Origin of the sequence: Klebsiella sp. Shm-1 (genome assembly GCF_040804525.1) — a bacterium.
In the GTDB taxonomy this organism is placed as follows: domain Bacteria; phylum Pseudomonadota; class Gammaproteobacteria; order Enterobacterales; family Enterobacteriaceae; genus Klebsiella; species Klebsiella pneumoniae.
In genome coordinates this window covers 2,211,256-2,235,828 of record NZ_CP161823.1, presented here as the reverse complement: position 1 = coordinate 2,235,828, position 24,573 = coordinate 2,211,256, and the positions used below count along the sequence as shown (strand labels likewise).

Below are 24,573 nucleotides of genomic sequence, written 5' to 3'. Positions count from 1 at the left end.
TAACACTCCCCCGCTTATCGGCGGGGGATTTTTTTTCAGGCTTCATTGACCTTAGCCGCCATCTCTTTCGCGGCCAGCACGCGTTCGACCGTATCGACAACCGCCTGGGTCTGCGGATCAATCTCAATATTGACGCGATCGCCCAGTTTTTTCGCTCCCAGGGTGGTCCGCTGCAGCGTCTCCGGAATAAGATGCACGCAGAAACGGGTCGCCGTCACCTCACCCACCGTCAGACTAATGCCGTCAATACCGATGAATCCTTTATAGAGGATGTATTTCATCAGCGTTGGATCCTGCACTTTAAACCAGATCTGACGGTTATTTTCGGAAGTCAGAATCTTCACGATTTCCGCGGTGGTCATAATGTGGCCGGACATTAAATGCCCGCCGATTTCATCACTAAATTTCGCCGCTCGCTCGACGTTCACTTCATCGCCGACCTGAATATCGCCAAGATTGGTAATCCGCAGCGTCTCTTTCATCAGATCGAAGCTGATGCGCGCGCCGTTGATTTCGGTCACCGTCAGGCAGCAGCCGTTGTTGGCTACCGAGGCGCCGGTTTCCAGCCCCTCCAGCATATGTGCCGGTAACTCAACCACGTGAGTGCGAAAATTGGGTTTATCATCAATGGAGACCACTTTCGCGGTTCCCTGAACAATACCAGTAAACATGTTTGGCTCCTGTTGAAAATCATGACGGTATCATTACCGCTTTCGCTATCGGGAACAATAACAGGAGGGCAAAGCGGTTGCCAGCGCGCTTCGTGCCTCGACTCTTTTTTCACTGGCTTAATAGCCAATCCTCGCTACAATAGACTGGAAATTCCTCATTTTTATCCCCTTGCTGCCAGTTACGGCGGCTTTTTTAGTCTCAAAATAACAACAATTCGAAGGTGTTCACGTGCAGAAGTATTTCGTTGAAGCGCGTCAGTTATTAGCTCTGGCTATACCCGTCATCCTTGCGCAGGTGGCGCAGACGGCGATGGGTTTTGTCGATACCGTGATGGCGGGTGGCTACAGCGCCACGGATATGGCCGCCGTGGCCATCGGGACCTCCATCTGGCTGCCGGCGATCCTCTTCGGCCACGGCCTTCTGCTGGCGCTGACCCCGGTGGTGGCGCAACTTAACGGATCCGGGCGGCGGGAGCGTATCGCGCCGCAGGTGCGTCAGGGCTTCTGGCTGGCCGGCTTTGTCTCGGTGCTGATCATGGTCGTGCTGTGGAACGCCGGATACATCATCAGCTCCATGCATAACATCGATCCGCTGTTGGCAGAGAAGGCGGTTGGCTACCTGCGCGCGCTGCTGTGGGGCGCGCCGGGCTATCTGTTCTTCCAGGTCGCTCGTAACCAGTGTGAAGGGCTGGCAAAAACCAAGCCCGGGATGGTCATGGGCTTTATTGGATTACTGGTCAACATTCCGGTGAACTATATTTTTATCTATGGTCATTTCGGCATGCCCGAGCTGGGCGGCGTCGGCTGCGGTGTGGCGACGGCCTCCGTTTACTGGGTGATGTTCGCCAGCATGCTGTGGTGGGTGCGCCGGGCGCGTACGATGCGCGATATCCGCTGCGCCGAGCGCTTCAGCGGCCCTGATTTTGCCGTCCTGTTACGGCTGGTGCAGCTGGGGCTGCCCATTGCTCTGGCGCTGTTCTTTGAAGTCACTCTGTTTGCCGTCGTCGCGCTGCTGGTCTCCCCGCTCGGGATCATTGACGTCGCTGGTCATCAGATCGCGCTTAATTTCAGCTCGCTGATGTTCGTTCTGCCGCTGTCGCTGGCGGCGGCGGTCACCATACGCGTCGGCTTCCGCCTTGGCCAGGGCTCAACGATCGATGCCCAGGTTTCGGCCCGCACCGGCGTGGGCGTGGGGGTCTGCCTGGCGGTATTTACCGCTATCTTTACCGTCCTGATGCGTAAGCAGATTGCGCTGCTGTATAACGATAATCCCGAGGTGGTTACGCTGGCCTCGCACCTGATGCTGCTGGCGGCTATCTATCAGATCTCCGACTCTATTCAGGTGATCGGCAGCGGCATTCTGCGCGGCTATAAAGATACGCGGTCTATCTTTTTCATTACCTTTACCGCGTACTGGGTGCTGGGTTTGCCGAGCGGCTATCTGCTGGCGCTGACCGATATGATTGTGCCCCGCATGGGACCTGCCGGTTTCTGGTGCGGATTTATCATCGGTCTGACCTCCGCCGCCATCATGATGATGCTGCGGATGCGTTTTCTGCAGCGCCAGCCTTCCAGCATCATCTTACAGCGCGCTGCGCGCTAACTTGTCTAAGCCCGCCGCTCCGGCGGGCTTTTTCGTTCTTCGCTATAACGGCGCGTTGTACATTCCGTTACTCCCTGACACCAAAGACTCACTGATAGCCTCCCGGCAGGCGCTTATAGTGTTGCCAACAGCCCCGCAGTGGGGTTACTCAAGAAACCAAGTCGAGGATTTCAGAATGAAAAAAGTATTAGCTTTGGTCGTTGCCGCTGCTATGGGTCTGTCATCAGTTGCTTTCGCTGCCGATGCGGCAAGCACCACCCCGAGTGCAGCAGCCAGCCATACTACCGTTCACCATAAGAAACATCACAAAGCGGCCGCGAAACCGGCAGCCGAGCAGAAAGCGCAGGCGGCGAAGAAACACCACAAAGCCGCTGCAAAACCGGCTGCTGAGCAAAAAGCCCAGGCGGCGAAGAAACACCATAAAGCCGCTGCTAAACCGGCAGTAGCGCAGAAAGCGCAGGCGGCGAAGAAACACCATAAAACGACGCACCATGCAGCTAAACCGGCGGCATAATGGTCAGGGCGTTAAGGTGATAAACCGGCGCTGAACAGCGCCGGTTTTTTTCAGGAGGACATCATGCTGCAACGCTATCGCTTCGAATTGCTGCTGTTACTGCTCATCGTCTGCGCGCTGTTTACCCTGCGCTTGATGTTTAAATAGCTGTCTGCTGAACCCATTTACGGGCCGGCGGCGTATAGTCGCGAAAACCGGCGATAATCTCGTCTGCCGAGGTAGCGAACGGCAGCATCTCCGCGTAGCGCGGGTGCATAAACCCTTCCCGTACCATGTTATCGACCATCGCCTGAAGCGGATCGTAATAACCCTTAATATTCAGGAACGCGCACGGTTTCTCATGGATCCCCAGCTGCGCCCAGGTCCATTGTTCGAAAATCTCCTCGAGCGTCCCCGCCCCGCCCGGCAGGGCAATAAAGCCATCCGCCAGCGCCGCCATTTTGGTTTTCCGCTCGTGCATATCCTCGACCACATGCAGCTCGTCAAGCCGCGGTGGGCAATTTCCCGCTCCACCAGGCCGCGCGGCATCACGCCGATCACCACGCCACCGGCCTCCAGCGCCGCATCGGCGACCGCCCCCATCAGACCAACTTTGCCGCCGCCATAGACAAGCGCCAACCCCTGCTGCGCCAGCGTACGTCCAACCAGACGGGCGGTTTCGAGGTACAGCGGATGTTCGCCAGCTGAAGAACCGCAGAAAATACCAATCGATTTCATCTTCGTTATGACTCCTTCTCTTCTGGTGGCCGATAATTTAACACATCGGCAACCCTTCCGCGCAGGTTTGGACTGCCTGAAAAATGAGAGCCGTGATGCTCGCTGGCGAAGAAATATCCTTGTGGTTCAGTAAAATATATCCGGAATGAGTAAAAGTTCCGCAATCGCATGCAATGTGCAAGAAAAGTGACGTTTACCTCTTGCCACATCCCCTCCCTGCCGCTAATATGCGTCCCCGTTGTCACCACAACATTGCGTTCGTAGCTCAGTTGGTTAGAGCACCACCTTGACATGGTGGGGGTCGTTGGTTCGAGTCCAATCGAACGCACCATAATGCGTTTATAGCTCAGTTGGTTAGAGCACCACCTTGACATGGTGGGGGTCGTTGGTTCGAGTCCAATTAAACGCACCATAATGCGTCTGTAGCTCAGTTGGTTAGAGCACCACCTTGACATGGTGGGGGTCGATGGTTCGAGTCCATTCAGACGCACCAATCATTTTTCTTTGTGTAATTCCTGAATTTTATCACCTGCTCCCCGTTGGTATTGCTGACTTAAAATGTTGTGTATTGGCAAAGCGTTTTCCTTGCATAGTCCATACTAGTCCACATGAGTGCTAAGGAAGCCAACCCTTTTACTGAGCATCAAAAATCGATCAACAGACCACGCCGTTTAATGTCTTAATGATAATCATTCCATTCATCATAAATATATGCATATGCAAATCGATATATCAGATACCCCACCAGGAATTCCACAACTGAAGTAAACCCCAGAGAAATTTATATTCATTTACTGAGAAAAAAAAAAAAAGAACCAGCCAGCCAGCGCGATACCTGAAGCACCTAATCCCATCCCAGCCCCTCTGATAACACGGGAAAGCAGGATGAGTAATGTTCGTTTTATATTCATAATCCACCAAAGAAATATTCACATATATTGTTAAATTCTGCTGGATTCTTATCACCGACCATACGCGCTGTTTCGAAAGGTTTTACAATATCCTCAACAAGAAAATACAGAAGATCCAGATCTCGCAGATTTTGCAGTTTATCATGCAGTACCGGATTTCTGCGCTTCAGATATCGGGACGTGTATATTGCTCTGGATGTTTCAGCTCCAACGGATAATAATAATCCGGCAAGACTTCCTGCAAAAATGCGGACACTCCTCTTGAGGCGTTCCCCTCTTCCTCATCCCGCCCCGCGTCAGGTGCTGCGGCTTCGGTCCTGCCGCCATATGGGTTAACTGTTGCTGATTCAGCAGGCTGTCGATATTGCGCCCCCCGGTGAACAACCATCCGGTAGCGTGACTGCCCCAGCGGTTGCTTTACCAAACTGGTTGCATCGTTTATCAGCCTGTTCCTCATCGCTTCACTCCATCTATTCTGGCGTTAAAATTCATCATTACGTCCTCCATTCGTTACCCTTCGCCATCCCACCCACTGGCCGCGCTATCGCACCCGCCTGCTTTCGCGAACGCTACCGCCCGTCGCTGTCTCCCTACAGGACCCCAAAGCGCACTGGGTAAGGCAGAACGGTGATCTTTTATTTAACGCCCGGAATAACAGTCGCTCAGCAATACATGCACAAGGAAATCCCGTTCGTATCCACATCCTGCCGGAGTAAGTCCAGTTTTAATTCAGTGGCATCTCGGTTCAGATCGGGAGTAACTGCGTAATACTGACAAAGACGATAAGCAGAATAAAACAAATAAACTGACAATATTTTGTAAGACGAGAGATGGAGGCCGTCTGGACGCAGGCGGAAGCGGTGGCTTCGTAACAACAATATTCCATACTGAAAACTATTCCCTGGTGTAAAAAAGCGAGCGCGCGGTACAACCGGGAGGAAACCATGCCACAGTAAAATAAAGAAAGTCCAGCCCCGACCGGGCCAGACTAACTTTTTAAGATTAACGCCCGAATTACATTGAGAATTTACATATAAATGACCTGAGCCATTGATCATCTAATAATATTGCGGACGGATCGCACACATCCAGAATAAGCTGCGAAAACGCACCATGAAATACATTGCTGTCCTGATTTATATCAGTAAATCCCCCCGACCGTTATATCGTATAACAGCTCATATTATCCAGGCGATCCTGACAGGGATAATATTCCCCGACCATAAAGCGCAGCGGCAGCTTGCGCACCCACCGTCTGACAGACAAGTCCCGCATATTGCCTTCAGACAAGGCGATGACTGGCCTGCGCCATCGCCAGGGCGTCTTCCCCTGCCGGCAGCCGCGAAGGGGCATCAGCATCATGCACCATTCGCCAGACGGCCTGAGCGACATCCGTCGCCTGCGTCACGCTGGCGTTATCCTGCATGCTGTCGAAGATCTGCTGGCCGAGCGCCGCATAGCTCTCCGGGAGCTGCCCCATCGTCCGGCGGGCGTTTTCCCCGAACCGGGTCTGCGGGGCGCGTCCCGGGAGGATCAGCCCGACGCGAATATTAAAAGCACGGAGCTCCAGCGCCAGCGACTCTGTGAAGGCATTCACCGCCGCCTTACTCGCGGTGTAGACAGCCAGCAGGGGCATCGGTTGCAGGGTGACCGCCGAGGTAATATTAACGATGGTCCCGCTTCGGCGCGCTCTGAACCGGGGGATCACCGCCTGGGTCATGGCAATCGTTCCCAGGGTATTGGTGGCAAACAGGTTGGCTATCGCCTCGCGCGGGGCGCCCTCGAGGGCATTAAGCATCCCCACCCCGGCGTTGTTAACCAGCACATCAATCTCTCCAGCCTCGGCAATGGCCTCTGCGATACTCTGCGCCGAAGTGACGTCAAGACGTACCAGCCGCAGGCGGTCGCTGGCGGGTAACACACCTTCCTGCGGAGCGCGCATCGTGGCAATAACCTTCCAGCCTTGCTCGAGAAAATAACGCGCCGTCTCCAGGCCAAAACCCGATGAACAGCCGGTGATCATTATCGTTTGCATATCTCTGTCTCCGAATGGCTTCTTCCTTTTCATCATAGACAGGCCGTGCCGGACGATATAGGGTCAATAATCCATCATTCTTTAGCAGGAGTCCGGAAATGAGCGATCCGCTGGCGGAGGTCATCGCGATGTTAAATCTCAGAGCGGTGCTGACCAAAACCATCGAGGGGGCGGGAGACTGGCGAGTCCGGCGCTCGGATCAGGGGTTGTCATTTTATGGCGTCGTGCTGGAAGGCGGCTGTCGGCTGGAAATTGACCAGCATGAGCCGCAGATCCTGCGCGCCGGGGATTTTATTCTGATCCCGGCGGCGTACCGCTTCTCGCTAACCAGCCTGACCCCGCCTCCTTCACCGGCGCTGGAAACCATCCCGGTGCAACTGGCGGAGGGACACTTTCGTCTGGGCGCCCTCGACAAGCCTGCGCAGATGCAGGCGCTGATTGGCCACTGCGCTTCCGGTTCAACGAACGCCAGCCTGCTGGCCTCGCTGTTGCCAGCCTTTGTGGTGGTCCGCAATCAACCGCGGCTGGCCATCTTTGTCGGGCTGCTGAAAGAGGAAGCGCAGGCGGATCGCGCGGGCAAATCTTTCGTTCTGGCGCGAATGGTTGAGCTGCTTTTTATCGAGGCCATCCGTTCCTCCGGCACGCTCGCGACCCCCGGTCTGATGCGCGGGCTGAGCGACCCGCGGGTCGCCCAGGCAATCCGTCTGCTGCATCAGGCCCCCGCCAGACGCTGGACGGTCAACGCCCTGGCCGCCGACTGCGCGCTGTCTCGCTCGACGTTATTTGAACGCTTTACCGACCTGACCGGGATGACCCCGATGGGCTATCTGTTAGGCTGGCGAATGACCCTGGCCATGCAGTGGCTGAGCGAGACGGGCATCAGCATTGCGGATATCGCCGAGCGCATCGGCTATGGCTCGGCCAGCGCGTTCAGCGTAGCTTTTACCCGTTATACCGGGATATCGCCGGGCAAATATGCCCGCCAGCGGGCGGCGCTAAATGTCTCCCGGCCAGCTCTGACTTAACCTGCCGCAATCTCCGTCTGCAGCCAGCGCTCAAACATCTGCAGCGCTGGCTCCCCCTCCCCGCCGCCGGGTTTGATCAAGCAGAAGCGCTTAGCCAGCGTCGGGGAGCCCGGCCACGGGGCAACCAGCATTCCGGCGCTCAGCTCGCTTTCCACATACATCTTCGGCACCAGGGCCACACCCTGCTGGCTAAGTACCGCGGCGATCGCCATCTCATGCAGATCGTAGCGCGGTCCCTGAGCGGGGTTATCCAGCGCCAGACCGCACTCGCGGGCATAGTGCAGCCAGGCATCCGGGTTTTGCCGCCGGTGAATGCGCGTTAGCCGGTTAAGCAGCCCCGGAAGATCGTCATCTGTCAGCAGCGCAGCATGGCAGACCGGCAGCAAATACTCCGCAAATAAAAACGTCACCTCCATTCCGGTCCACGCCGGGTGTTCAAAATGGATAGCGGCATCAAATCCGCTTCCCGGCAGAATGAAGGGATCGCTGCGGGCGGCGATATTGACCACGATATGCGGATGCTGCGCCGCAAAGCGCCCGAGCCGGGGAATTAACCAGCGGCTGGCGAAGGTGGGGAGCACGGCGATCTCCAGACTGCGGCCATCGACGGGCATCCCGCTGACGTCATGGGTGTCCCGTTCCAGACGAGCGAGGATCTCGCGGACCTGACGAGCGTAGCGGGCGCCTGCCGGATTGAGCCGCACCCGGCTCCCCGTCCTGTCGAAGAGTTTACTGTCGAGGAGCGCTTCCAGACGGGCAATCTGCCGGCTGATGGCCCCTTCCGTTAACGCGAGCTCCGCCGCCGCGCGGGCAAAGTTGCCGTGACGAGCCGCGGCCTCAAAAGCCAGTAGCGCAGCGCTGCTGGGGATTTTACGACGCATAGCCAATGCTCCTTGTGCAGGCTCACCGAAAGTCAGTGACAGAATATCACTACGCCTTGAATTAACATCGTTTTTCAGCGCCATTTTTAGCCGATAGGATGATGAAAACTCACTAAAGCGCCTTGTGCGCCACATCATCTGTTCATCGAGGTCACTATGCTCTATGTCGTCGAATGCGCCTACACCGATCCCCAAAGCGAAGCGGCGTGGAATACCTTTTACAATCAGGAAAAACTACCGGCGCTGGTCTCTGTGCCCGGTTTCTACGCCTCCCAGCGCTTCCGCGCTCTTAGCGAGGGCTGCCCCTGCTACCTGGCGCTGCACGATATCCACGATGCTACCGTCATCGACAGCGATGCCTACCGCCGCAACGGCGGCGGCATTTTGCCCGCTGGCAATCGGCGATCGCCGACTGGCATCGCCATCTCTATCTAACGAATAATACGCTGCGGGAGGTTGCCCCGGATGAAGTGCTGCTGCTGGGCGATACCGCGGAGGACTTGCCCGTCGCTGCGCCGATACTCCTGCAGCCAGGCGGCCTGGCGACCGAACAAAGCCGGTATGCCGCCATCGTCTCACGAGACAACCTGCATCACCTGGCCACGACTGCCGCCGTCTTTATCTATCAGCCCATCACCGCCCGGTTACGCAACCCGGCGCAGCGCGCGTGAGGTCGCCATGTCACCTGCTCCCTTTTATACGTTGACCGCTGGCGACCTGACGGTGACTGCCGTGAGTGATGGTCTGATGTCAGCGCCGCTGTCCTTACTCTCGGGTATCTCACGGGAGGAGGCAGAACATCTGCAGCGGCATTCAGGATTAGCCTCACCAGAGACCATTGCGATTGGCGCCTATCTGATCCGCGGTCGCGGGAATACGGTGCTGGTGGATACCGGCACCGGCGGAGCCAATGGCGTTGGCGGCGAACTTATCGCCAATCTGGCGCGGCTCGGCGTTGGTCCCGAGGAGATCGACGCCATCCTTCTCACCCACGCCCATCCGGACCATATCGGCGGCCTGCTGTCCGCCGCTGGTACGCCAGCGTATCCCAACGCCACGGTGTTCCTGCCTACGCGGGAAAGCGCTTACTGGCTGGCAACATCCACGTTCGACAACGCCAGCGATCGCGGCCGGCGCAACGTGCTGCTTGTTCGCCGTGTACTGGCGAACTGCGCGGCGCATATCAGCGGGGTTGATGATGAGGAGGTGATCGCCGGGATCCGCCCGTGCCCTCTGCCCGGCCATACGCCCGGGCATACCGGGTATCGTCTCGAAGCGGGCGATACCTCGCTGCTGATCTGGGGGGATATCGTCCATTTCCCGTCCATTCAGTCTGCGCGGCCAGAAGCCTCGGTCGCCTTCGACGTCGATCCTGAACAGGCCCGGCGTACCAGGGAGATCCTGCTGCACCAGGCCGCCAGCGAACGGTGGTTGATTGCCGGTATGCATCTTGGCCTGCCGGGATTCGCCAGAGTGGAGAACACCGCTTCAGGCTATTGTCTGCGCTCGGTGTGATCGTTGAGCAGAACAATGACCACAGTAAAACCCCGGTCGTGGCATGAGCACGACCGGGGCGTTTTGTCCGGGAAAGTGGACGAGCCGTTAACCGCGGCTCTTCCAGCCTTTTTTACTTTTGCAGCTGGCTTTGGTGGCGACCCACGGGTGACGTAGCTGAGTCAACTGAAGATCCTGGGAGGCCGGGCTGGCCGACCAGCGTTTGTTGCACAGAGGCTTACGAGTTGTAATGACCATAAAAACGCTCCTGAAAAGTAATGAACCATTCCCTGGGTAGTTCCACAAGTTCAGAATTAGCGTATCACCGCGTAACGGAAGTTATTTCAATCTTTGTTTTAGAATGTAAATGGTCATCGCCCTCTGAAATAGCTTAAATTGATCCAAATCAATTTAAGTGCATTTATTTTTCGATGCCACCTATATTTTCAAGCGCTTACCTTCGCCAGTCGCCTGATTAAGACTTTTCCTATACCGCATAATACAACACAATCAAGCGATATTATCAGATTTTTATTCTAGTTATGTATGGCTGTGTGGTTATTTGTTTTGATTATTCTAACTGATAAAATTCACTTGGTCAGTCAGCAGCGGGCAGGTACTCTGCACCGGCAAGAAGAGGATTTGTCAGGGAGTGGTGGATGACTAAAGGCTATAAACTACTTGGCTATAAGTTAGCGGATAATATTTTCTACTGCCTGCATCATCGGGAAATTATCACGCTGCGCGGGACACGGACGCAAGTCCAGCTACGCAGCACCATGGCCTGTTTACTGGAGTACCTGCTGGCGCACGGCAGAGAACGTCTGGTCAGCGATGAAGAGTTAATGATTAACGTTTGGGAAAAAAATAATCTCCGCCCTTCCGCGCAGCGCCTATGGCAGGTTATTCAGAGCTTAAAGTCTCGCTTACACCAGGCTGGCGTGGAGAGCGCGTTAATCATCCGCGTTAAGTGCGCGGGGTATTATATTAGTAACGTTTACGTAGCCGAAATTTATTCATACAAACCGCCGGGGATGATGAATTATATAAACACTTCGCCTGCTGATATGAATAAGCTTCTGGTACGCAGCTAATCCCCTCCCCGCGCCGTTTACATCGCCAGCAACAGGGTTTATTCGTTGAATATTTTAATTCACAGCAATAATATTTATTTTAATATCGGTATCGCCCAGTGTTTTCGGGATATTCAGAAAACAGCGCCCGAATTAAAGGTTATTCACTCCCTGCCCCTCAGCCATCTTCCAGAACTGTCCGGGCTGGATGTGATTATTTTGTCACTGGAAAACTATCATGATTACCTGGCTGCCGCTGAAATCGCTCAGCACTTTCAGGGCCTGGTCATTGGCTTTACGTCAGCCGGCAACGTAAGGCGCGGACGCCCCTTTTTCGCGGATACCCTACTGTGGGTCAGTCAGCGCGAAGCGGTACGTGAAGTGAGCCGCCTTCTGCGCTGCCTGGCCGAGCGCCGCTGGCCACTCGTGCCGCGTCACCAACGTCAGAGCGTTTCTTTCCGTCAACGAGCCCCGCTCAACCGCCTGGAGATGCGGATGATTGATGCCACCATGAAGGGTCAGTCGGTTCATCAAATGGCCGCTACGCTGGGGATTAATCGCAAGCGGGTCTATAACGGCCTGGAAAGGATTAAAGTGAATTTCCGCCTGGTCAGTCATAGCCATTTTCATCATTTCATGACCGACAGGCTCTCTTTTAGTCGCCTGTCTGCCGACCTCCGATGCCTGACCACAGCAGCTAATGCAACCCTGCCGCCGCGCGTAGCCTCGAGGCTGGCGGAAAATCATTCATATTATTTGAAAGAGTTTCGCAAATTGTTTTGATTTTAGGCTCCAGCAATCAAGCGTATTCTTTATCACATCAGGGCAACAGGCCCTTTATCAGACACCAAATTAAGGAATACGACCATGAAATTCATCAAAACTTTCGTTGCTGTTGCTGCGCTGTCTCTGTTCTCTGCTGCCAGCTTTGCTCAGAGCGTCAGCGCCACTGCCTCCACGCTGGACCGCGCGGAAGCTAAAATTGCCGCCCAGGCCGCAGAACAGGGTGCATCCTATAAAATTACCAGCGCCCAGTTTAACAACCGTGTTCATATGACGGCTGAACTGAGCAAATAAACCCTTGCCCCTGAACGTTTCCTAAAGCGCCGCCTGGACGGCGCTTTAGTTTTTCCCCTTCCTGACCTTTCCCGGCAGGTCCATGCGGCATTCGCCGGATCCCGGACAATACTGACTCTCAGCACAAAAAAGCCTGATAACAATAAATACCCGATTGGCTGGATTATCTGCGGCTTGTCGGCGTAAAGCGGAGTGGTCTGTCGCCGCGAATCAGTCGGAGGCCTTCCGCTGTCTGCAAAGCGGCGCCCATTTTGGCAAAATTTGCGTGGCGTGGTGAGAGTTTGTAGGGCCTCCGTGCCCTGGAAAGACTTTATTCGAAAAAGACGTCCGGATTTTCCGACAGCGAAACAAAGGATTTCGTGTTTTTATCCAGCGCCTGAATATCGCCGGTTTCGATGTCGTAGAACCAGCCATGCAGGCGCAGGGTATGGTCGCGCAGACCAACCGCCACCGAAGGATGGGTCTTGATGTTATTCAGTTGGGCGATGACGTTTTCCTGCACCATGCCGTTGACCTTATCGGTTTCGCTAGCCCAGGTTTTCTTTTCCACCACCGCTTTCGCGGCATCGGCATAGCGTAGCCAGTGAGACACCGCCGGCATCGGCTCAAGGCACTGACAGGTGGCGATCGCTTTCATCGCGCCGCAGTTGGAATGGCCGCAGATCACGATATCCGTCACGCCCAGCGCAACCACGGCATATTCGATGGTCGCGGAAACGCCGCCCGGCTCCGGCCCGAAAGACGGCACGATATTCCCGGCATTACGAATGACAAAGAGCTGTCCCGGCTCCTGCTGGGTAACCAGTTCCGGCACCAGACGGCTGTCAGAACAGGAGATGAAAAGCGCTTTGGGATTCTGGCTGGAGGCCAGGCTGCGGAAGAGTTCTTTACGCTGTGGGAAGATCTCTTTCTGAAAGTTGAGGAAGCCCTCAATGATATGTTGCATAGCAGTGTCTCTTCTCTGTAGTTATTACGGTATGACAAAGATCACAGTTATTCAGTTTACCATCGATGACAAGAATGGGAATCGTTATTCAAACAGTTGCGCAGAAAACGCGCGCCGCCAACGCCTGCTTCTCCCCGTCTAATACACACCTTTTTGACGTGCTTTCCTGAACCAGTTTGCTACTCTGTCTGCTCCAACCGTCCACACGTTACCGACCGCCTGCCTGCGGCGGACATAACAGGAGTCGCTATGTTCCTCTCCAGCCTGATGGCCATTGCCGCGGTGCTGATCATGGGCGTGATCAGTCCCGGCCCAAGCTTTATTTTTTGTCGCGCGCAATGCCGTCGCTCGCTCGCGTCTGCACGGTATGGTGACCGCCCTCGGTACCGGCGCCGGTGCGGCCATTTTCTCCATTATGGCGATGCTGGGCCTGCAGAAGGTACTCACCGCGGTGCCGGAGCTGTTTATTGGTTTGAAGGTGGCGGGCGGGCTCTATCTGCTGTGGCTGGGCTATAAAATTTTTCGCGGGTCGGCGCAGCCGATGGACTTTTCCGCCAGCGGGATGGCCGGCAACCGCTCTTTGCTGAAGACCTTCCGCGACGGGCTGTATACTCAGCTCAGCAATCCCAAAACGGCGCTGGTGTTCGCCTCAATTTTTACCGCCCTGCTGCCGGCGCAGATCCCCACCGCCTTCTATTACATCGTGCCGCTGATGAGCTTTCTGATCGACGTCAGCTGGTATTCGCTGGTGGCGCTGGTGCTGTCTGCCGACCGCCCGCGGCGCGTCTACCTGCGGCTGAAGCGGCGGATCGACATCGCCACCGCGACGGTGCTGGGGGCGCTGGGCCTGCGGCTTATCGCCACCTCCCTCACCCGCTAGCGGGTTACACGGTATAGATGCGAATATCGTGCTGCTGAAAGGCAACGCGATATTCGCGACTGATATTCTCTTCCACCACCAGCACATCGATATCGCTGCTGGCGGCCACCACAAACCGCGCTGCTGCCGGAATTTTATCCGAAGTCAGACCAACAATAATCTCGCTGCACTGTTTAATGACCGCTTTCTTGAACTCGCAGTCGGCATAGTCAAAGCCGGTCAGGCCCGACTCTGGCGCCATCGCGCAGCCGCCGATAAACCCCTGGTCGAATAACATGCCCTGCACCTGAGCCACCGCCGCGGCGCCGACGCAACCGCCGCTCGCGCGCTGTACCTGGCCGCCAAGGATCACCACGTCATACAGCGGTTTTTTCACCAGTACCGCGGCGATCTCCGGGGAGTTCGTTACCACCGTCAGCGCCAGCTCGGTGGGCAGCGCCTCGGCCATCGCCAGATTGGTGGTCCCGGTATCAATGAAAATAGTGCCGCCGGGCTTCACCAGCCGGGCACACTGTTGCGCGATCCTTAGCTTTATCGCGCGGTTTTTATCTTTCCGCTGACTGTAATCCCCCGCTTCCGGCAGACTCAGCACCGCCCCGCCATACACCTTTTTACAGAATCCCTCGCGGCTGAGCTCATGCAGATCGCGGCGGATGGTATGCTCCGACACCTGAAGACGCGCCGCCAGCTCCGCGCACACCACTCTGCCGTTTTCCTGCAGGATCTGGCAAATCAGCGCTTGTCGCTGTTGAGGGAAAGCAGCATAATCGAGCATAACACAATCCTTAAATGATCAAAACCGAGCAGTAGCAAGCATGATCGTCTGCCCTGCTCTGGTTGTCAACGTTCCTGCCCGGAGGTTTACCATGAAAATTGCCCATTTCGCCCTGTGGACCCAACAGCTCGACGTCCAGGCCCGCTTCTGGGTGGACTTCTTTGCCCAGCATCAATGAAAAATACCTTAGCCAGACCAACCCCGGCTTTGCCTCCTATTTTGTTACTATCGACGACGAGGTGGTGATCGAGCTGATGACCAAGCCTGGCCTGCAGCAGGCCAGCGCGGATAACAACCATACCGGCTGGGCGCATCTGGCCCTCTCGGTGGGCGGGGCGGAACAGGTCGATGCCATCGCCCAACGCGCCGGGGCCGCCGGAATACTGATTTCGCCGCCGCGCACCACCGGCGACGGCTATTATGAGGCGGTGATCGCCGATCCCGATGGCAACCTGATCGAAATCGTCGCATAGTCAGCAGAACGCCAGTATTCAGGAGGCATCCATGGCACATTACCGGATTATCGACACCGCATCCTGGCCCCGCCGGGATCATTTCACTTTTTACCGCCAATTCGCCAACCCCAGCTTTAATCTCTGCGTGCCGATAGCGGCGCAGCGTCTGTACGAATGTGCGAAGGACCGTCGGGTCTCGTTTTTTCAGCTCGCGCTCTATGCCCTGCTGCGCGCGGCCAACGGGGTACCGCAGCTACGCCAGCGAGTGCGGAACGATGAGGTGATTGAATATGACAGTCTGGCAGTAATGACGCCGGTGATGACCGTCGGAGAGGGATTCCGTCAGGTGTGGTGCGACAATGCCCCCGAGTTCACCGCCTTCAGCGCCGCGGCCACGCCGAAGATTGTCGCGGCAAGAGAGACATCCCCGGCGCCGCTCATCGTCGATGGCGAGCATTTTATCTGCGCCAGCTGTCTGCCATGGCTCCACTTCACCTCGATGACCCATGCGGAATATGCCGTCGGCGCGGCGGTCCCCGCGCTCACCTGGGGAAAATTGCAGAATGGCGTTATCCCGGTGGCCGGGCGGTTTAACCATGCCTTCGTCGATGGTCTCCACGCCAGCCGCTTTTATGCCCTTGTCGAAGAGGGATTTAATGACCCCGAGCGGCTCTGGTTGCCGCTAACCGAAACCGCACCCTCCCTGCTGCCCCCAGCGGTGAAGGAGCGTTAACGTCTGCCCGGAACTGACCGCCAGGGAGCCTTACTCCCTGCATGGTGGTCGGTACGGGGCCACTATCATCGTTCCCTTTCAGCCGGCGAATACCGCGCAGGTGTGACGCCTGTTCAGAACCTCGCGATTGAAAAGCTGGGTCGCAGACAGCATGCTGACCAACCATCATCAGACAGCGGAAACCACTGCTTCATAGCCATAAAATGGGATTATATTGCCGATCCTTTGCTAAGGATAATTAGTTATAAATCATAGCGTTTCAGTGTTAGACAGGGCGAAGTGCGCCTCTTATCTTTCGTCATGAATTGTAAATAACCACGCAATCATTTGATGAGGTAGCACTTTTGTCCAGATTACAACAAGGATTAAAAACCAGACAAACCCGCTTCGCCCTGGCGCTAAAAGTGGCCCTGCTCGGCGGCGTGGTAGCATTTTCTTCTGCTGTCTTTGCTGAGGGTCTCCTGAAAGAAGGTATCACCCCGGCCACTGACGCCAGCCAGATCCCGGCCAGCGCCAAACTGCGCACAGACACGGTGGTGGCCGGGATCTCCGAGCCGCAGGGGATCTTTAACCCCTACTTTTTCGTCAACGGCTGGGATGAGAACGTGACTAACGTCATTTTTTCACGCCTGATCGACTGGGACAGCCAGGGCAAGCTGGTCCCGGGACTGGCGGAGAGCTGGACGGTCAGCCCGGATAACAAAGTCTATACCATCAAATTGCGCCCTGGTCTCACCTTTAGCGACGGCTCACCGCTGACGGCGGAAGATGTCGCCTTTACCCTGACGGTCCTGCTCGACCCCAGCTATGATGGCGATACCGACATCACCCTGGCCAATATCGCCGGCGGGGCGGACTACAAAGCCGGCAAGGCTGACAGCGTCAGCGGCCTGAAGGTCATCGACCCGCTCACCCTGCAGGTGACCACCACGCAGCCAGGCGCCACCACGCTGGCCAAAATTGGCGGGCCTGTACTGTCGAAAGCCTGGTACGGCAAAGGGTATCAGCGGGGGAATCTCGACTATCTGCGCTCACTGCACGGCAAGCCGCTGGGCAACGGCCCTTACGTGTACGACAAATATATTCCCGGTCAGGAAATACGCTTCCATGCCAATAGCCATTTTTACCGTGGGACGCCGCCAACGCCGCGCTTTATCTATCGCGTGACCAATCCGTCCACCAACTTCCAGCTGTTCCAGACCGGGGAGACCGACTACGACGCCTTTACCTCGCGCCCCGACGATATTGAGCAACTGAAGATGCTCGGCTTCGCCAATATTAATCTTTACGGCTCCAGCGACTACAGCCAGGTGGAATTCAACGTGCATCGCCCGGCGCTACAGGATAAGCGGGTGCGCCAGGCGCTGATTTACGGTCTGGATCGGCAGAAGCTGATCGACGTGGTCTATCAGGGGTACGGCAAAGTCGCCATCGAGCCGATCGCGCCGATCTCCTGGGCCTTTAACGCTGAAGGCGTCAACCCTTACCCTTACGATCCGGCCCAGGCGAAAAAGCTGCTGGATGAGGCCGGCTGGAAAGCTGGCGCCGACGGTATCCGCGCCAAAGACGGCCAGCGCCTGGAGCTGACCCTGCTGGTGAGCAAGAAGGTACTCAACGATGCGCTGATCCCCATCGCCAAGGAGAACTGGCGGCAGATCGGCGTGCTGCTTAAGCCGCAGGTGGTGGATTTCAACGCCCTGATGGCGCAACGCAAAGCCGGAAATTACGATTTGGCCTCGTTCAGCACCAGCACCCTCAACGACCCGCACGACGGGGTATGGGATTTCTACAGCAGCGAAGCTAAAGAGTCCGGCTACCATAACGCGGAAGTCGATAAGCTGATTAACGCCGGCAACGCGGTGCTCGACATTGAACAGCGCAAGCCGATCTACCACCAGCTGTATAAAGTGCTGGCCGACGATCCGCCGGTGATCCTGCTCGGCTATCGCGAGATCCTTTCCGCCAGCAGCGCCCGCGTCAGCGGCTTTAAGCCGGATATCTACAACGGCCTGACCGGCAGCCTGCCGGATGTAAAAATCGTCAAATAAATCCCTGGCCGCCGGGTTAACCGGCGGCTAATGTGAGACCGTCATGAGAAATTTCATCCTGAGGCGCCTGCTGCAAACGCTGCCGATGCTGCTGCTGGCCTCCTTCATTATTTTTTTGCTGTTTGCCAAAACCCCCGGCGACTTTATCGATGGCAATATCACCCTGACCGCCGCCCGCGCCGCGGAGCTGAAGGCGATCTACGGCCTCGACCAGCCGCTGTTGACCCGCTACCTCCACTGGCTGGGACAGTTGCTGCGCGGTGATTTAGGCTTTTCGCTGCAGTATCAGATCCCGGTCAGCCAGTTGCTCAACCAGTACATCTGGAACTCTTTTCTGCTGGCCAGCGTCGCGCTGGTCTTTTACTGGGGCATCGGCCTGGCGGTCGGCGTGGTTTCTGCCCTGCGACCCGGCTCCTGGTTTGATCATCTGGTGAGCGTCGCGGTGTTTGCCGCCATGTCGTTCCCCACCTTTTTCCTCTGCCTGCTGCTGATTAAATGGTTCGCCGTCGATCTCCACTGGCTGCCGGTAGGCGGGATGACCAATACCGGCAGCGACGAGAGCGGCTGGCAGTATGTGCTGCAGGTGGCTGCCCACCTGGCGCTGCCGGTGCTGGCGCTGGTGATGCTGCAGGCGGGCAGCCTGACGCGCTATGTGCGCGCCAGTATGCTCGACGTGGTGAAAATGGATTTTATCCGTACCGCCCGTGCCAAGGGGTTGCAGGAGCGCACGGTGATCCTCAAACATGCCCTGCGCAACGCCCTGCTGCCGATTATCACCCTGCTGGGCTTCGAGCTGCCGGGGCTGTTCTCCGGGGCGATCATTACCGAAAAGGTATTCAACTGGCCGGGGGCGGGCCACATTCATATCGACTCGCTGGCCGCCCGCGACTATCCGGTACTGATGGGGTTTACCCTGTTTCTGGCGGTGCTGACGATCGTCGGGAATCTGCTCGCCGACGTGCTGTACGCCTGGGCCGATCCGCGTATTCGGGTGAGGTCATGATGATCCTGTCTTACTTAGCTTCCCGTCGCCGCCAGCGGCAGGCGGCTATCCCGGCGCTGGCGCACATTACCCCCTCTCCCTGGCGCCAGGGGTGGCGACAGCTGCGCCGTAACCGGCTGGCCATGTTCTGCCTGCTCCTGCTGGCGGTGATGGCGGTGTGGTGCGTGCTGGGGCCCGTCTGGTCGCCGTGGAGAGATGATGCCACCGACGCCCTGAGCATCAACCAGCCGCCCGGGGCGGAACACTGGCTGGGGACCGATTTCCTCGGTCGTGATGTCTACACCCGCCTGCTGCTGGCCGGGCGCATCTCGCTGGTTATCGGCCTGCTGACCATGGTGATGTCGGTGTGCCTCGGCTACCTGCTCGGCGCCCTCTCGGGTTACGTCGGCGGATTAACCGACAAACTGATCATGCGCGTGGCCGACCTGGTGATGACTATCCCTGGGTTACCGCTATTGATCGTCGCCGGGGCGATGCTTTCCGAGCTCGATTTTTCGCCGGACTCGCGCATTTATATGGTGGTGGTGATGCTCAGCCTGCTGGAGTGGCCCCGACTGGCGCGGCTGGTGCGCGGGCAATGTCTCTCCCTGCGCGAACGCGATTTTATGCTGGCCACCAAGGTGCTGGGCCTGTCGGCGCGTCGACGGCTGTTTGGCCACCTGCTGCCGAATACCATTCCGATTCTGGTGGTGATGGCGACCATGGCCGTCGCCAACGCCATTCTCAGTGAATCCGCGCTGAGCTATCTCGGCCTCGGCGTGGTGCCGCCGACGCCGTCGTGGGGCAATATGATGGATGCCGCTAACAGTCTGATCGATTTCCAGCGTCGCCCCTGGCTGTGGATGCCGCCGGGCATCGCCATCTTTATCACCGTGATCGCCATCAACGTGCTGGGCGATGGCCTGCGCGATGCCATGGATCCCAATATGAAACCGAGGCTGAAATGACCACGCCGTTAGTCTCCTTTGATCATCTTTCCGTCTCTTTCGCCGGCGAACGCTCTCGCGTGCGCGCGGTGCAGGAGGTTTCTTTCACCATTCAGGCCGGGCAAACCGTTGGCGTGGTGGGTGAATCCGGCTGCGGCAAAAGCGTCACCGCCATGGCGCTGATGGGCCTCCTGCCGCCGCAGACGGCGCGCATCGACGGCGGCGAGATCCGCTTCGCGGACCGCGATCTGCTGCGGCTGAAAGCCAGACAGATGGCCGATCTGCGCGGTCACCAGCTGGCAATGATTTTTCAGGAACCGATGTCGGCCCTCAACCCGGTGTTGACCATCGGGGAGCAGCTATGCGAACCGCCGATCCGCCACCTCGGCGCCACGCCGAAAGCCGCCTGGCATCAGGCCATCCAGCTGTTAAGCGAGGTCGGCCTGGCGCGCGGGGACAGCCTGATGACCCGCTATCCTCACCAGCTTTCCGGCGGCATGCTGCAGCGGGTGATGATCGCCATGGCGCTGAGCTGTCGGCCCAAACTGCTGATCGCCGACGAACCCACCACCGCGCTCGACGTGACCGTGCAGGCGCAGATCCTACGCTTGCTGCGGGATCGGGCCCGGGCCAGCCAGATGGCGATGATGCTGATTACCCACGACCTGGGGGTGATCGCGCAGATGGCCGAGCAGGTGGTGGTGATGTATGCCGGACGAATTGTGGAACAAGGCGCCACCGCGGAAGTGCTACGGCATCCTCAGCATCCCTACACGCGGGGGCTGATCGCCTCCCGACCGGTGCCCGGTGAGCGGCGTCGGCGGCTGTACTCAATTCCCGGCCAGGTGCCGGATCTGGCCGCCCTGCCGGCGGGCTGCGCCTTTGCCGGGCGCTGCGAGCGGGCGACGGCGCGCTGCCGGGAGGCGATTCCGCCGCTGCTCGGCGACCGCCAACGTGCTGCCTGCTTTTATAGCGAATTTGCGGAGGTGACAGCATGAGCGAACGCTATGTCATTGAAGTGGATGGATTGAAAAAATATTTTCCGCTGCGCGACGGCCTGTTTGGTCAGCAGACCGGCGAGCTTCGCGCGGTGGACGGCGTCAGCTTTAATATCCGTCCGGGCACCATTTTTGGCCTGGTGGGCGAGTCCGGCAGCGGTAAAACCACCGTCGGCCGGACCCTGCTTGGCCTGTACGAGAAGAGCGCCGGCAGCGTGAAATTTCACGGTCAGGAGCTGGCCGACCTGACCGCGCCTGCCCTGCGCGCCATCCGGCCCAGAATGCAGCTGGTGTTTCAGGACCCCTATAGCTCGCTGAACCCGCGGCTGCGTATTGGCGACGCGATTGGCGAAGCCATGCTGCAGCACAAGCTGTGCACCCGCGATGAGCTGTATGACCGGGTGATCGCCGTGATGAAGATCTGTGGCCTGGCGCCGGAACACTATGCCCGCTTCCCGCATCAGTTCTCCGGCGGCCAGCGCCAGCGGATCGGTATTGCCCGGGCGCTGATCCTCAATCCGGATTTTATCGTCGCCGATGAGCCCATCTCGGCCCTTGATGTGTCGATTCAGGCGCAGATCATCAATTTGTTTTCCGACCTGCGCGACGAGCGCGGCGTCACGTTCCTGTTTATCTCCCACGACCTCGGGGTGGTGGAGCATTTATGTGACGATGTGGCGGTGATGTATCTCGGGCAACTGGTGGAAAGCGCCAGCCGCGATGCGCTGTTCAGCCGCCCCCTCCATCCCTACACCCGCGCCCTGATGGCTGCGGTGCCGACCCTCGACCCGCACAGCGAACCGCAGGCGCTGGTGCAAGGCGAGATCCCGGATCCGGCCAATCCCCCCGCCGGCTGCCGCTTTTCATCCCGCTGCCCGCTGGCCAGCGAACGTTGCCGCAGAGAGTCTCCGGCGCTGCGCGAGGTGGCCCCGGGCCATCGGGTCGCCTGCCATTGGGTCGCATCCTGAGCGCGGTCGATGGGGTTATTTATTTCTAAACAACCGACCGATTGTGCGCGGCAGCGCCAGGATTTACTATCCGCCCCGTCTTGTGAGACGCGCGATAAATGAAGCGGAACATCTTTGTACTCTTTTGCCCAATGGCTTCGGGCATTTTTTCTCCACGCCCGGGAGCGATCCTCCCGGCAAGATATTTAGCGGGGCGCGGTCGCCCGTCTGTCAAAACGCAGCAATGGAATTGCTCGTCCGCGTCCCGCTACCCTTTTCCCGCCGCTAATTAAATAAGGGCAAAAAAATTAGCTTCTCACGGGCGCGCTCCCTTGCCGTGAACTACGGTCTGGTCGGCTATCAGGCGCTGCCGCCGGGTATCGCCAAAAATGTCGCCCGCGGCAAACCGCTCCCTCCGGGGATCGCCAAAAAGACCCTGCCAGCTTCTATGATTAACGACCTGCCCTATTATCCGGGCTATGAATGGCGGGCGGTCGGCGATGATCTGGTGCTGGTGGCCCTGAGCACCGCGATCGTCACCGCCGTGATTAACGGTGTATTTGACTAAATCACCTGCTTATTGAAAAGCCTCGCCTCGGCGAGGCTTTTTTGTGCCTGATGCCGGTGAGTGACGGTTCACCGGCATAACCAGTATGATAACGGTTCAACCAACCCGGGACCGACTATGGACAAAGACACAGTAGTAACGCTGTTGAAATACAAGCGCTGGATTGACTTTGCCACCTTACAGGCGATCCGCGCGATTGACGGAACGGTACATGGCGAAAAGCGTCACCTGACCATCAGGCTGATGAACCATATCCATGTCGTTGATATGATTTTCCGGGCGAACCTGCGCGGCAGGCCGCACGGCTACACCGCGCTGAATACCCCTGAGACGCCAACCGTTGATGAGCTGGAAACGGCCATGACCGCCTGTACGGACAAATACATTCAGTACGTCAGCGCCATGACCCCCGCCGATTTCCACGAACGTATCGCCTTCAAATTTGTCGACGGCGGCGACGGCAATATGACCGCGATGGAGATGCTGAACCACATGCTCTTTCACGGCGCCTATCACCGCGGCGCGGTGGGCTGGATGATTGGCGAATGCGGCGGCGTGCCGCCGAAAGAGGTGCTGACCGTTTTCCTGCGCGACCATCATTCCTGACCGAGCGAAACCATTCGCCGTCGATTACGCGGAGAATCAGCAGGAGCTCTGCCTGATGTCGAGTAGGGGTTTTCTGGTACAGGGCGCTAAGGTGGGTTCCGATCGTGGCGATAGATACGCCCAGATGTAAGGCTATCAAGGGGGTTCAGGATCCACTGTCGCGGGTTTGGATAGCGCCCCCCTTCCGGCATAGCGTCAGCCAGATCATCAGGGCGCACAGCAGGGTGACGACCGCCAGCCCGCTAAACAGTAGCGTATAAGCAGAGTCATAGCTCTCGCGCAGCACCCGGAGGGAAAAATCAGGCAAAAGCGCAGCCGCCTGCGGCATATTGCCGGCCCCCAGCCAGCCTGCGGCGCGGTGAATCACCTCGGGGGCATACCCGTGAACGCGACTCTGCAGGGTCAGGGTATTGCTTGCCGTTAATACCGCGGAGACGACCGCCAGGGCGATCCCCTCGCCGGCAACGCGTACGGTGTTGAACAGGCCTGCCGCCATACCGGCTTTGGCGACCGGCACAGCGGATATCGCCAGGCCATCCATCAGTCCCCAGGGAAGCGCCGCCCCCGCCCCACAGAGGATCAGCGCCAGCACCAGCTGCGGGAGGTGGTTACGGTGAAAAGCATCGCCCAGCAACAGCAACCCGGCGGAGGCCATCATCAGTCCCGCCGTGGACACCTGCCCCGGTGAAAACCAGCGGGTGAGCAGGGCCGCAACGGATGGGAAAACCAGCATCGGCGTGGTCAGCGCCATCAGATACAGTGCGCTCTGCGACTCACTCATCCCCTCTCCGCCCATAAAATGCAGTGGAACAATAATCAGCAGGACCACGTAGCAACAGCAGGTGGCGACAGGCAACAACAGTACGCCGACAAAACGCGGATGACGCAGCAGGGAGAGTTCCAGCACCGGGTTGTTCACCCTCCGGCAGCGTACGACAAACGCCACGAACAGCCCCCCCGACGCGATGAGCAAGGCCAGCGTGGTCAGGGATAAAAAACCGCGGGCCGGAATGACCATAAGCGATGCAGTAAACAGCATCAGGGCCAGCGTAAACAGGGTTAAGCCCAGGTTGTCGGGTGTCCGCGGCTCGCTTTTTTCTGTCGCAGGCAGAGATACCAGGCCTATAAGCAGAACCCCTGCCGAGAGCAGCGCAAACAGGGCGTATACGCCGCGCCAACCCACCGCGTCGGTCATGAAGCCGATCAGCAGCGGACCGAACGCCAGGCCGGCGCCGAACACCGTGCCGAGGATGCTGAATGCCCTGGTCCGCTGGGCGCCATCATACAGCTGGGCCAGCGCCGCGCTGCCGCTGGCTAAAATCATCGCCGCGGCCAGGCCCTGCAGCGCCCTCAACACGCCTGACAGGAAGAGATTGTGCGTCAGACAAAACAGCAGGCTGCTCAGGCAAAACAGCGCGGCGCCGGCGATAAAAATACGTTTTCTGTCGATGGCATCCGCCGTCACCCCTGCGGCCAGCAAAAAGCTGCCGAAAGTCAGCATAAAGCCATTGGTCAGCCACGACAGCGCAGCGGGAGAGCCGCCCAGCGACTGCTGTATCGCGGGGGTGGTCATGACGCCGCCGGTAAAACTTAACGGCAGCAGCAAGGCCGCCATAAAGACAGAAAGCGCGGCCAGGGCGCTGGCGTATCGGGAAGGTGTTCTGGCGGTGAGTAACATCGGGCGGCC

Annotated in this window: 22 protein-coding genes, 3 tRNA genes and 6 pseudogenes; 21 read left to right on the top strand and 10 right to left on the bottom strand. The window is 57.9% G+C overall.

The annotated features are described in order from the left end of the window. Positions 1-35: 35 nt before the first annotated feature. Positions 36-671 carry a riboflavin synthase gene (locus AB1E37_RS10885; RefSeq protein ID WP_002907792.1) on the bottom strand — a complete coding sequence of 212 codons (636 nt, stop codon included), beginning with the start codon at positions 669-671 and terminating at the stop codon, positions 36-38. 229 nt (positions 672-900) lie between these two features. Between AB1E37_RS10885 and mdtK the strand changes: the two genes are divergently transcribed. Continuing rightward, the gene (mdtK, locus tag AB1E37_RS10880; RefSeq protein ID WP_004148609.1) at positions 901-2,274 is read left to right on the top strand and encodes an MdtK family multidrug efflux MATE transporter; all 1,374 of its coding nucleotides are present in this window, start codon (positions 901-903) and stop codon (positions 2,272-2,274) included. 175 nt (positions 2,275-2,449) lie between these two features. After that, positions 2,450-2,788 carry an acid resistance repetitive basic protein Asr gene (asr, locus tag AB1E37_RS10875; RefSeq protein ID WP_004175849.1) on the top strand — a complete coding sequence of 113 codons (339 nt, stop codon included), beginning with the start codon at positions 2,450-2,452 and terminating at the stop codon, positions 2,786-2,788. Between the two features lie 139 nt (positions 2,789-2,927). On the opposite strand, the pseudogene AB1E37_RS10870 reads toward asr, so the two are convergent. Next, a pseudogene (locus AB1E37_RS10870) lies at positions 2,928-3,505 on the bottom strand (TIGR00730 family Rossman fold protein). Between the two features lie 254 nt (positions 3,506-3,759). On the opposite strand from AB1E37_RS10870, the gene AB1E37_RS10865 reads away from it, so the two are divergent. The 3 genes from AB1E37_RS10865 to AB1E37_RS10855 all read left to right on the top strand — a co-directional run bounded on the left by AB1E37_RS10865 (position 3,760) and on the right by AB1E37_RS10855 (position 3,998). Then, positions 3,760-3,836 (top strand) — tRNA-Val (locus tag AB1E37_RS10865). 4 nt (positions 3,837-3,840) lie between these two features. Further along, positions 3,841-3,917: transfer RNA gene (locus AB1E37_RS10860), tRNA-Val, on the top strand. Between the two features lie 4 nt (positions 3,918-3,921). Next, positions 3,922-3,998, top strand: a tRNA-Val gene (locus AB1E37_RS10855). Between the two features lie 584 nt (positions 3,999-4,582). On the opposite strand, the gene AB1E37_RS10850 is transcribed toward AB1E37_RS10855, so the two are convergent. Beyond that, positions 4,583-4,873, bottom strand: a complete 291-nt coding sequence (locus AB1E37_RS10850; RefSeq protein ID WP_004898633.1) for a hypothetical protein — start codon at positions 4,871-4,873, stop codon at positions 4,583-4,585. 825 nt (positions 4,874-5,698) lie between these two features. Further along, a complete protein-coding gene (locus AB1E37_RS10845) occupies positions 5,699-6,451 on the bottom strand; it encodes an SDR family oxidoreductase (protein ID WP_004898636.1) in 753 nt (250 codons plus the stop codon). Positions 6,452-6,549: 98 nt separating this feature from the next. Between AB1E37_RS10845 and AB1E37_RS10840 the strand changes: the two genes are divergently transcribed. Beyond that, a complete protein-coding gene (locus AB1E37_RS10840; protein WP_004898638.1) occupies positions 6,550-7,476 on the top strand; it encodes an AraC family transcriptional regulator in 927 nt (308 codons plus the stop codon). Here the strand turns inward: AB1E37_RS10840 and AB1E37_RS10835 are convergent. Beyond that, positions 7,473-8,357 carry a LysR substrate-binding domain-containing protein gene (locus AB1E37_RS10835; RefSeq protein WP_004898640.1) on the bottom strand — a complete coding sequence of 295 codons (885 nt, stop codon included), beginning with the start codon at positions 8,355-8,357 and terminating at the stop codon, positions 7,473-7,475. The two genes, AB1E37_RS10840 and AB1E37_RS10835, sit on opposite strands and share 4 nt — an antisense overlap. 156 nt (positions 8,358-8,513) lie before the next feature. On the opposite strand from AB1E37_RS10835, the pseudogene AB1E37_RS10830 reads away from it, so the two are divergent. Together AB1E37_RS10830 and AB1E37_RS10825 are read left to right on the top strand one after the other, a co-directional pair. Beyond that, positions 8,514-9,028: pseudogene (locus tag AB1E37_RS10830) on the top strand (hypothetical protein). A 7-nt stretch (positions 9,029-9,035) separates the two neighbouring features. Further along, entirely contained in the window at positions 9,036-9,872 is an 837-nt protein-coding gene (locus tag AB1E37_RS10825; RefSeq protein ID WP_029884586.1) for an MBL fold metallo-hydrolase, read from the top strand. Positions 9,873-9,959: 87 nt separating this feature from the next. Here the strand turns inward: AB1E37_RS10825 and AB1E37_RS10820 are convergent, their stop codons facing one another. Further along, entirely contained in the window at positions 9,960-10,109 is a 150-nt protein-coding gene (locus AB1E37_RS10820; protein ID WP_004210118.1) for a hypothetical protein, read from the bottom strand. Positions 10,110-10,510: 401 nt separating this feature from the next. Between AB1E37_RS10820 and AB1E37_RS10815 the strand changes: the two genes are divergently transcribed. The 3 genes from AB1E37_RS10815 (at position 10,511) to AB1E37_RS10805 (ending at position 12,001) form a co-directional block, all read left to right on the top strand. After that, positions 10,511-10,945: a winged helix-turn-helix domain-containing protein gene (locus AB1E37_RS10815; RefSeq protein ID WP_004898643.1), complete on the top strand. Its 435-nt coding sequence runs from the start codon at positions 10,511-10,513 to the stop codon at positions 10,943-10,945. 45 nt (positions 10,946-10,990) lie between these two features. Then, positions 10,991-11,707: a hypothetical protein gene (locus AB1E37_RS10810; protein WP_004898645.1), complete on the top strand. Its 717-nt coding sequence runs from the start codon at positions 10,991-10,993 to the stop codon at positions 11,705-11,707. A gap of 84 nt (positions 11,708-11,791) precedes the next feature. Beyond that, positions 11,792-12,001: a YdgH/BhsA/McbA-like domain containing protein gene (locus AB1E37_RS10805; protein WP_002907807.1), complete on the top strand. Its 210-nt coding sequence runs from the start codon at positions 11,792-11,794 to the stop codon at positions 11,999-12,001. A gap of 310 nt (positions 12,002-12,311) precedes the next feature. Here AB1E37_RS10805 and AB1E37_RS10800 read toward each other — a convergent pair whose 3' ends face one another. After that, on the bottom strand, positions 12,312-12,947 hold the full coding sequence (locus AB1E37_RS10800; protein ID WP_002907811.1) for a carbonic anhydrase: 636 nt from the start codon (positions 12,945-12,947) through the stop codon (positions 12,312-12,314). A gap of 249 nt (positions 12,948-13,196) precedes the next feature. Between AB1E37_RS10800 and AB1E37_RS10795 the strand changes: the two are divergent. Continuing rightward, positions 13,197-13,827 (top strand): annotated as a pseudogene (locus AB1E37_RS10795) (LysE family transporter). 4 nt (positions 13,828-13,831) lie between these two features. On the opposite strand, the gene AB1E37_RS10790 reads toward AB1E37_RS10795, so the two are convergent. Beyond that, positions 13,832-14,602 carry a DeoR/GlpR family DNA-binding transcription regulator gene (locus tag AB1E37_RS10790; RefSeq protein WP_004180180.1) on the bottom strand — a complete coding sequence of 257 codons (771 nt, stop codon included), beginning with the start codon at positions 14,600-14,602 and terminating at the stop codon, positions 13,832-13,834. A 91-nt stretch (positions 14,603-14,693) separates the two neighbouring features. Here AB1E37_RS10790 and AB1E37_RS10785 point away from each other — a divergent pair. The 9 genes and pseudogenes from AB1E37_RS10785 to AB1E37_RS10745 all read left to right on the top strand — a co-directional run bounded on the left by AB1E37_RS10785 (position 14,694) and on the right by AB1E37_RS10745 (position 22,886). Beyond that, a pseudogene (locus tag AB1E37_RS10785) lies at positions 14,694-15,075 on the top strand (VOC family protein). Between the two features lie 31 nt (positions 15,076-15,106). Beyond that, positions 15,107-15,790, top strand: a complete 684-nt coding sequence (locus tag AB1E37_RS10780) for a CatA-like O-acetyltransferase, family 1 (protein ID WP_032436488.1) — start codon at positions 15,107-15,109, stop codon at positions 15,788-15,790. Between the two features lie 344 nt (positions 15,791-16,134). Continuing rightward, on the top strand, positions 16,135-17,838 hold the full coding sequence (locus AB1E37_RS10775) for an ABC transporter substrate-binding protein (protein ID WP_032436490.1): 1,704 nt from the start codon (positions 16,135-16,137) through the stop codon (positions 17,836-17,838). A gap of 43 nt (positions 17,839-17,881) precedes the next feature. Then, positions 17,882-18,841: an ABC transporter permease gene (locus AB1E37_RS10770; RefSeq protein WP_004175825.1), complete on the top strand. Its 960-nt coding sequence runs from the start codon at positions 17,882-17,884 to the stop codon at positions 18,839-18,841. Continuing rightward, on the top strand, positions 18,838-19,788 hold the full coding sequence (opp4C, locus tag AB1E37_RS10765; protein ID WP_074187645.1) for an oligopeptide ABC transporter permease: 951 nt from the start codon (positions 18,838-18,840) through the stop codon (positions 19,786-19,788). The genes AB1E37_RS10770 and opp4C overlap by 4 nt, the downstream gene beginning before the upstream one ends. Further along, entirely contained in the window at positions 19,785-20,765 is a 981-nt protein-coding gene (locus AB1E37_RS10760) for an ABC transporter ATP-binding protein (protein ID WP_004210098.1), read from the top strand. Before opp4C ends, AB1E37_RS10760 begins: the two co-directional genes overlap by 4 nt. Next, positions 20,762-21,733 carry an ABC transporter ATP-binding protein gene (locus AB1E37_RS10755; protein ID WP_032436491.1) on the top strand — a complete coding sequence of 324 codons (972 nt, stop codon included), beginning with the start codon at positions 20,762-20,764 and terminating at the stop codon, positions 21,731-21,733. The genes AB1E37_RS10760 and AB1E37_RS10755 overlap by 4 nt, the downstream gene beginning before the upstream one ends. A gap of 286 nt (positions 21,734-22,019) precedes the next feature. Then, positions 22,020-22,280 (top strand): annotated as a pseudogene (locus AB1E37_RS10750) (anti-virulence regulator CigR family protein); the annotation flags it as partial. Between the two features lie 117 nt (positions 22,281-22,397). Continuing rightward, a complete protein-coding gene (locus tag AB1E37_RS10745) occupies positions 22,398-22,886 on the top strand; it encodes a DinB family protein (RefSeq protein WP_032436493.1) in 489 nt (162 codons plus the stop codon). 36 nt (positions 22,887-22,922) lie between these two features. On the opposite strand, the pseudogene AB1E37_RS10740 reads toward AB1E37_RS10745, so the two are convergent. Both AB1E37_RS10740 and AB1E37_RS10735 read right to left on the bottom strand, forming a co-directional pair. Beyond that, positions 22,923-23,018 (bottom strand): annotated as a pseudogene (locus AB1E37_RS10740) (transcriptional regulator); the annotation flags it as partial. A 13-nt stretch (positions 23,019-23,031) separates the two neighbouring features. Next, positions 23,032-24,564, bottom strand: a complete 1,533-nt coding sequence (locus AB1E37_RS10735) for an MFS transporter (protein ID WP_048332659.1) — start codon at positions 24,562-24,564, stop codon at positions 23,032-23,034. Positions 24,565-24,573 lie beyond the last annotated feature (9 nt).

Excerpts from the sequence above, each read along its gene's own strand:
- AB1E37_RS10790 (WP_004180180.1), bottom strand. The coding sequence starts at position 14,602 with ATGCTCGATTATGCTGCTTTCCCTCAACAGCGACAAGCGCTGATTTGC.
- AB1E37_RS10805 (WP_002907807.1), top strand. The coding sequence starts at position 11,792 with ATGAAATTCATCAAAACTTTCGTTGCTGTTGCTGCGCTGTCTCTGTTC.
- AB1E37_RS10850 (WP_004898633.1), bottom strand. The coding sequence starts at position 4,873 with ATGAGGAACAGGCTGATAAACGATGCAACCAGTTTGGTAAAGCAACCG.
- AB1E37_RS10840 (WP_004898638.1), top strand. The coding sequence starts at position 6,550 with ATGAGCGATCCGCTGGCGGAGGTCATCGCGATGTTAAATCTCAGAGCG.
- AB1E37_RS10820 (WP_004210118.1), bottom strand. The coding sequence starts at position 10,109 with ATGGTCATTACAACTCGTAAGCCTCTGTGCAACAAACGCTGGTCGGCC.
- AB1E37_RS10835 (WP_004898640.1), bottom strand. The coding sequence starts at position 8,357 with ATGCGTCGTAAAATCCCCAGCAGCGCTGCGCTACTGGCTTTTGAGGCC.
- opp4C (WP_074187645.1), top strand. The coding sequence starts at position 18,838 with ATGATGATCCTGTCTTACTTAGCTTCCCGTCGCCGCCAGCGGCAGGCG.
- AB1E37_RS10825 (WP_029884586.1), top strand. The coding sequence starts at position 9,036 with ATGTCACCTGCTCCCTTTTATACGTTGACCGCTGGCGACCTGACGGTG.
- AB1E37_RS10800 (WP_002907811.1), bottom strand. The coding sequence starts at position 12,947 with ATGCAACATATCATTGAGGGCTTCCTCAACTTTCAGAAAGAGATCTTC.
- AB1E37_RS10885 (WP_002907792.1), bottom strand. The coding sequence starts at position 671 with ATGTTTACTGGTATTGTTCAGGGAACCGCGAAAGTGGTCTCCATTGAT.
- AB1E37_RS10735 (WP_048332659.1), bottom strand. The coding sequence starts at position 24,564 with ATGTTACTCACCGCCAGAACACCTTCCCGATACGCCAGCGCCCTGGCC.
- AB1E37_RS10845 (WP_004898636.1), bottom strand. The coding sequence starts at position 6,451 with ATGCAAACGATAATGATCACCGGCTGTTCATCGGGTTTTGGCCTGGAG.
- AB1E37_RS10755 (WP_032436491.1), top strand. The coding sequence starts at position 20,762 with ATGAGCGAACGCTATGTCATTGAAGTGGATGGATTGAAAAAATATTTT.
- AB1E37_RS10745 (WP_032436493.1), top strand. The coding sequence starts at position 22,398 with ATGGACAAAGACACAGTAGTAACGCTGTTGAAATACAAGCGCTGGATT.
- AB1E37_RS10815 (WP_004898643.1), top strand. The coding sequence starts at position 10,511 with ATGACTAAAGGCTATAAACTACTTGGCTATAAGTTAGCGGATAATATT.
- AB1E37_RS10760 (WP_004210098.1), top strand. The coding sequence starts at position 19,785 with ATGACCACGCCGTTAGTCTCCTTTGATCATCTTTCCGTCTCTTTCGCC.
- AB1E37_RS10780 (WP_032436488.1), top strand. The coding sequence starts at position 15,107 with ATGGCACATTACCGGATTATCGACACCGCATCCTGGCCCCGCCGGGAT.
- asr (WP_004175849.1), top strand. The coding sequence starts at position 2,450 with ATGAAAAAAGTATTAGCTTTGGTCGTTGCCGCTGCTATGGGTCTGTCA.
- AB1E37_RS10770 (WP_004175825.1), top strand. The coding sequence starts at position 17,882 with ATGAGAAATTTCATCCTGAGGCGCCTGCTGCAAACGCTGCCGATGCTG.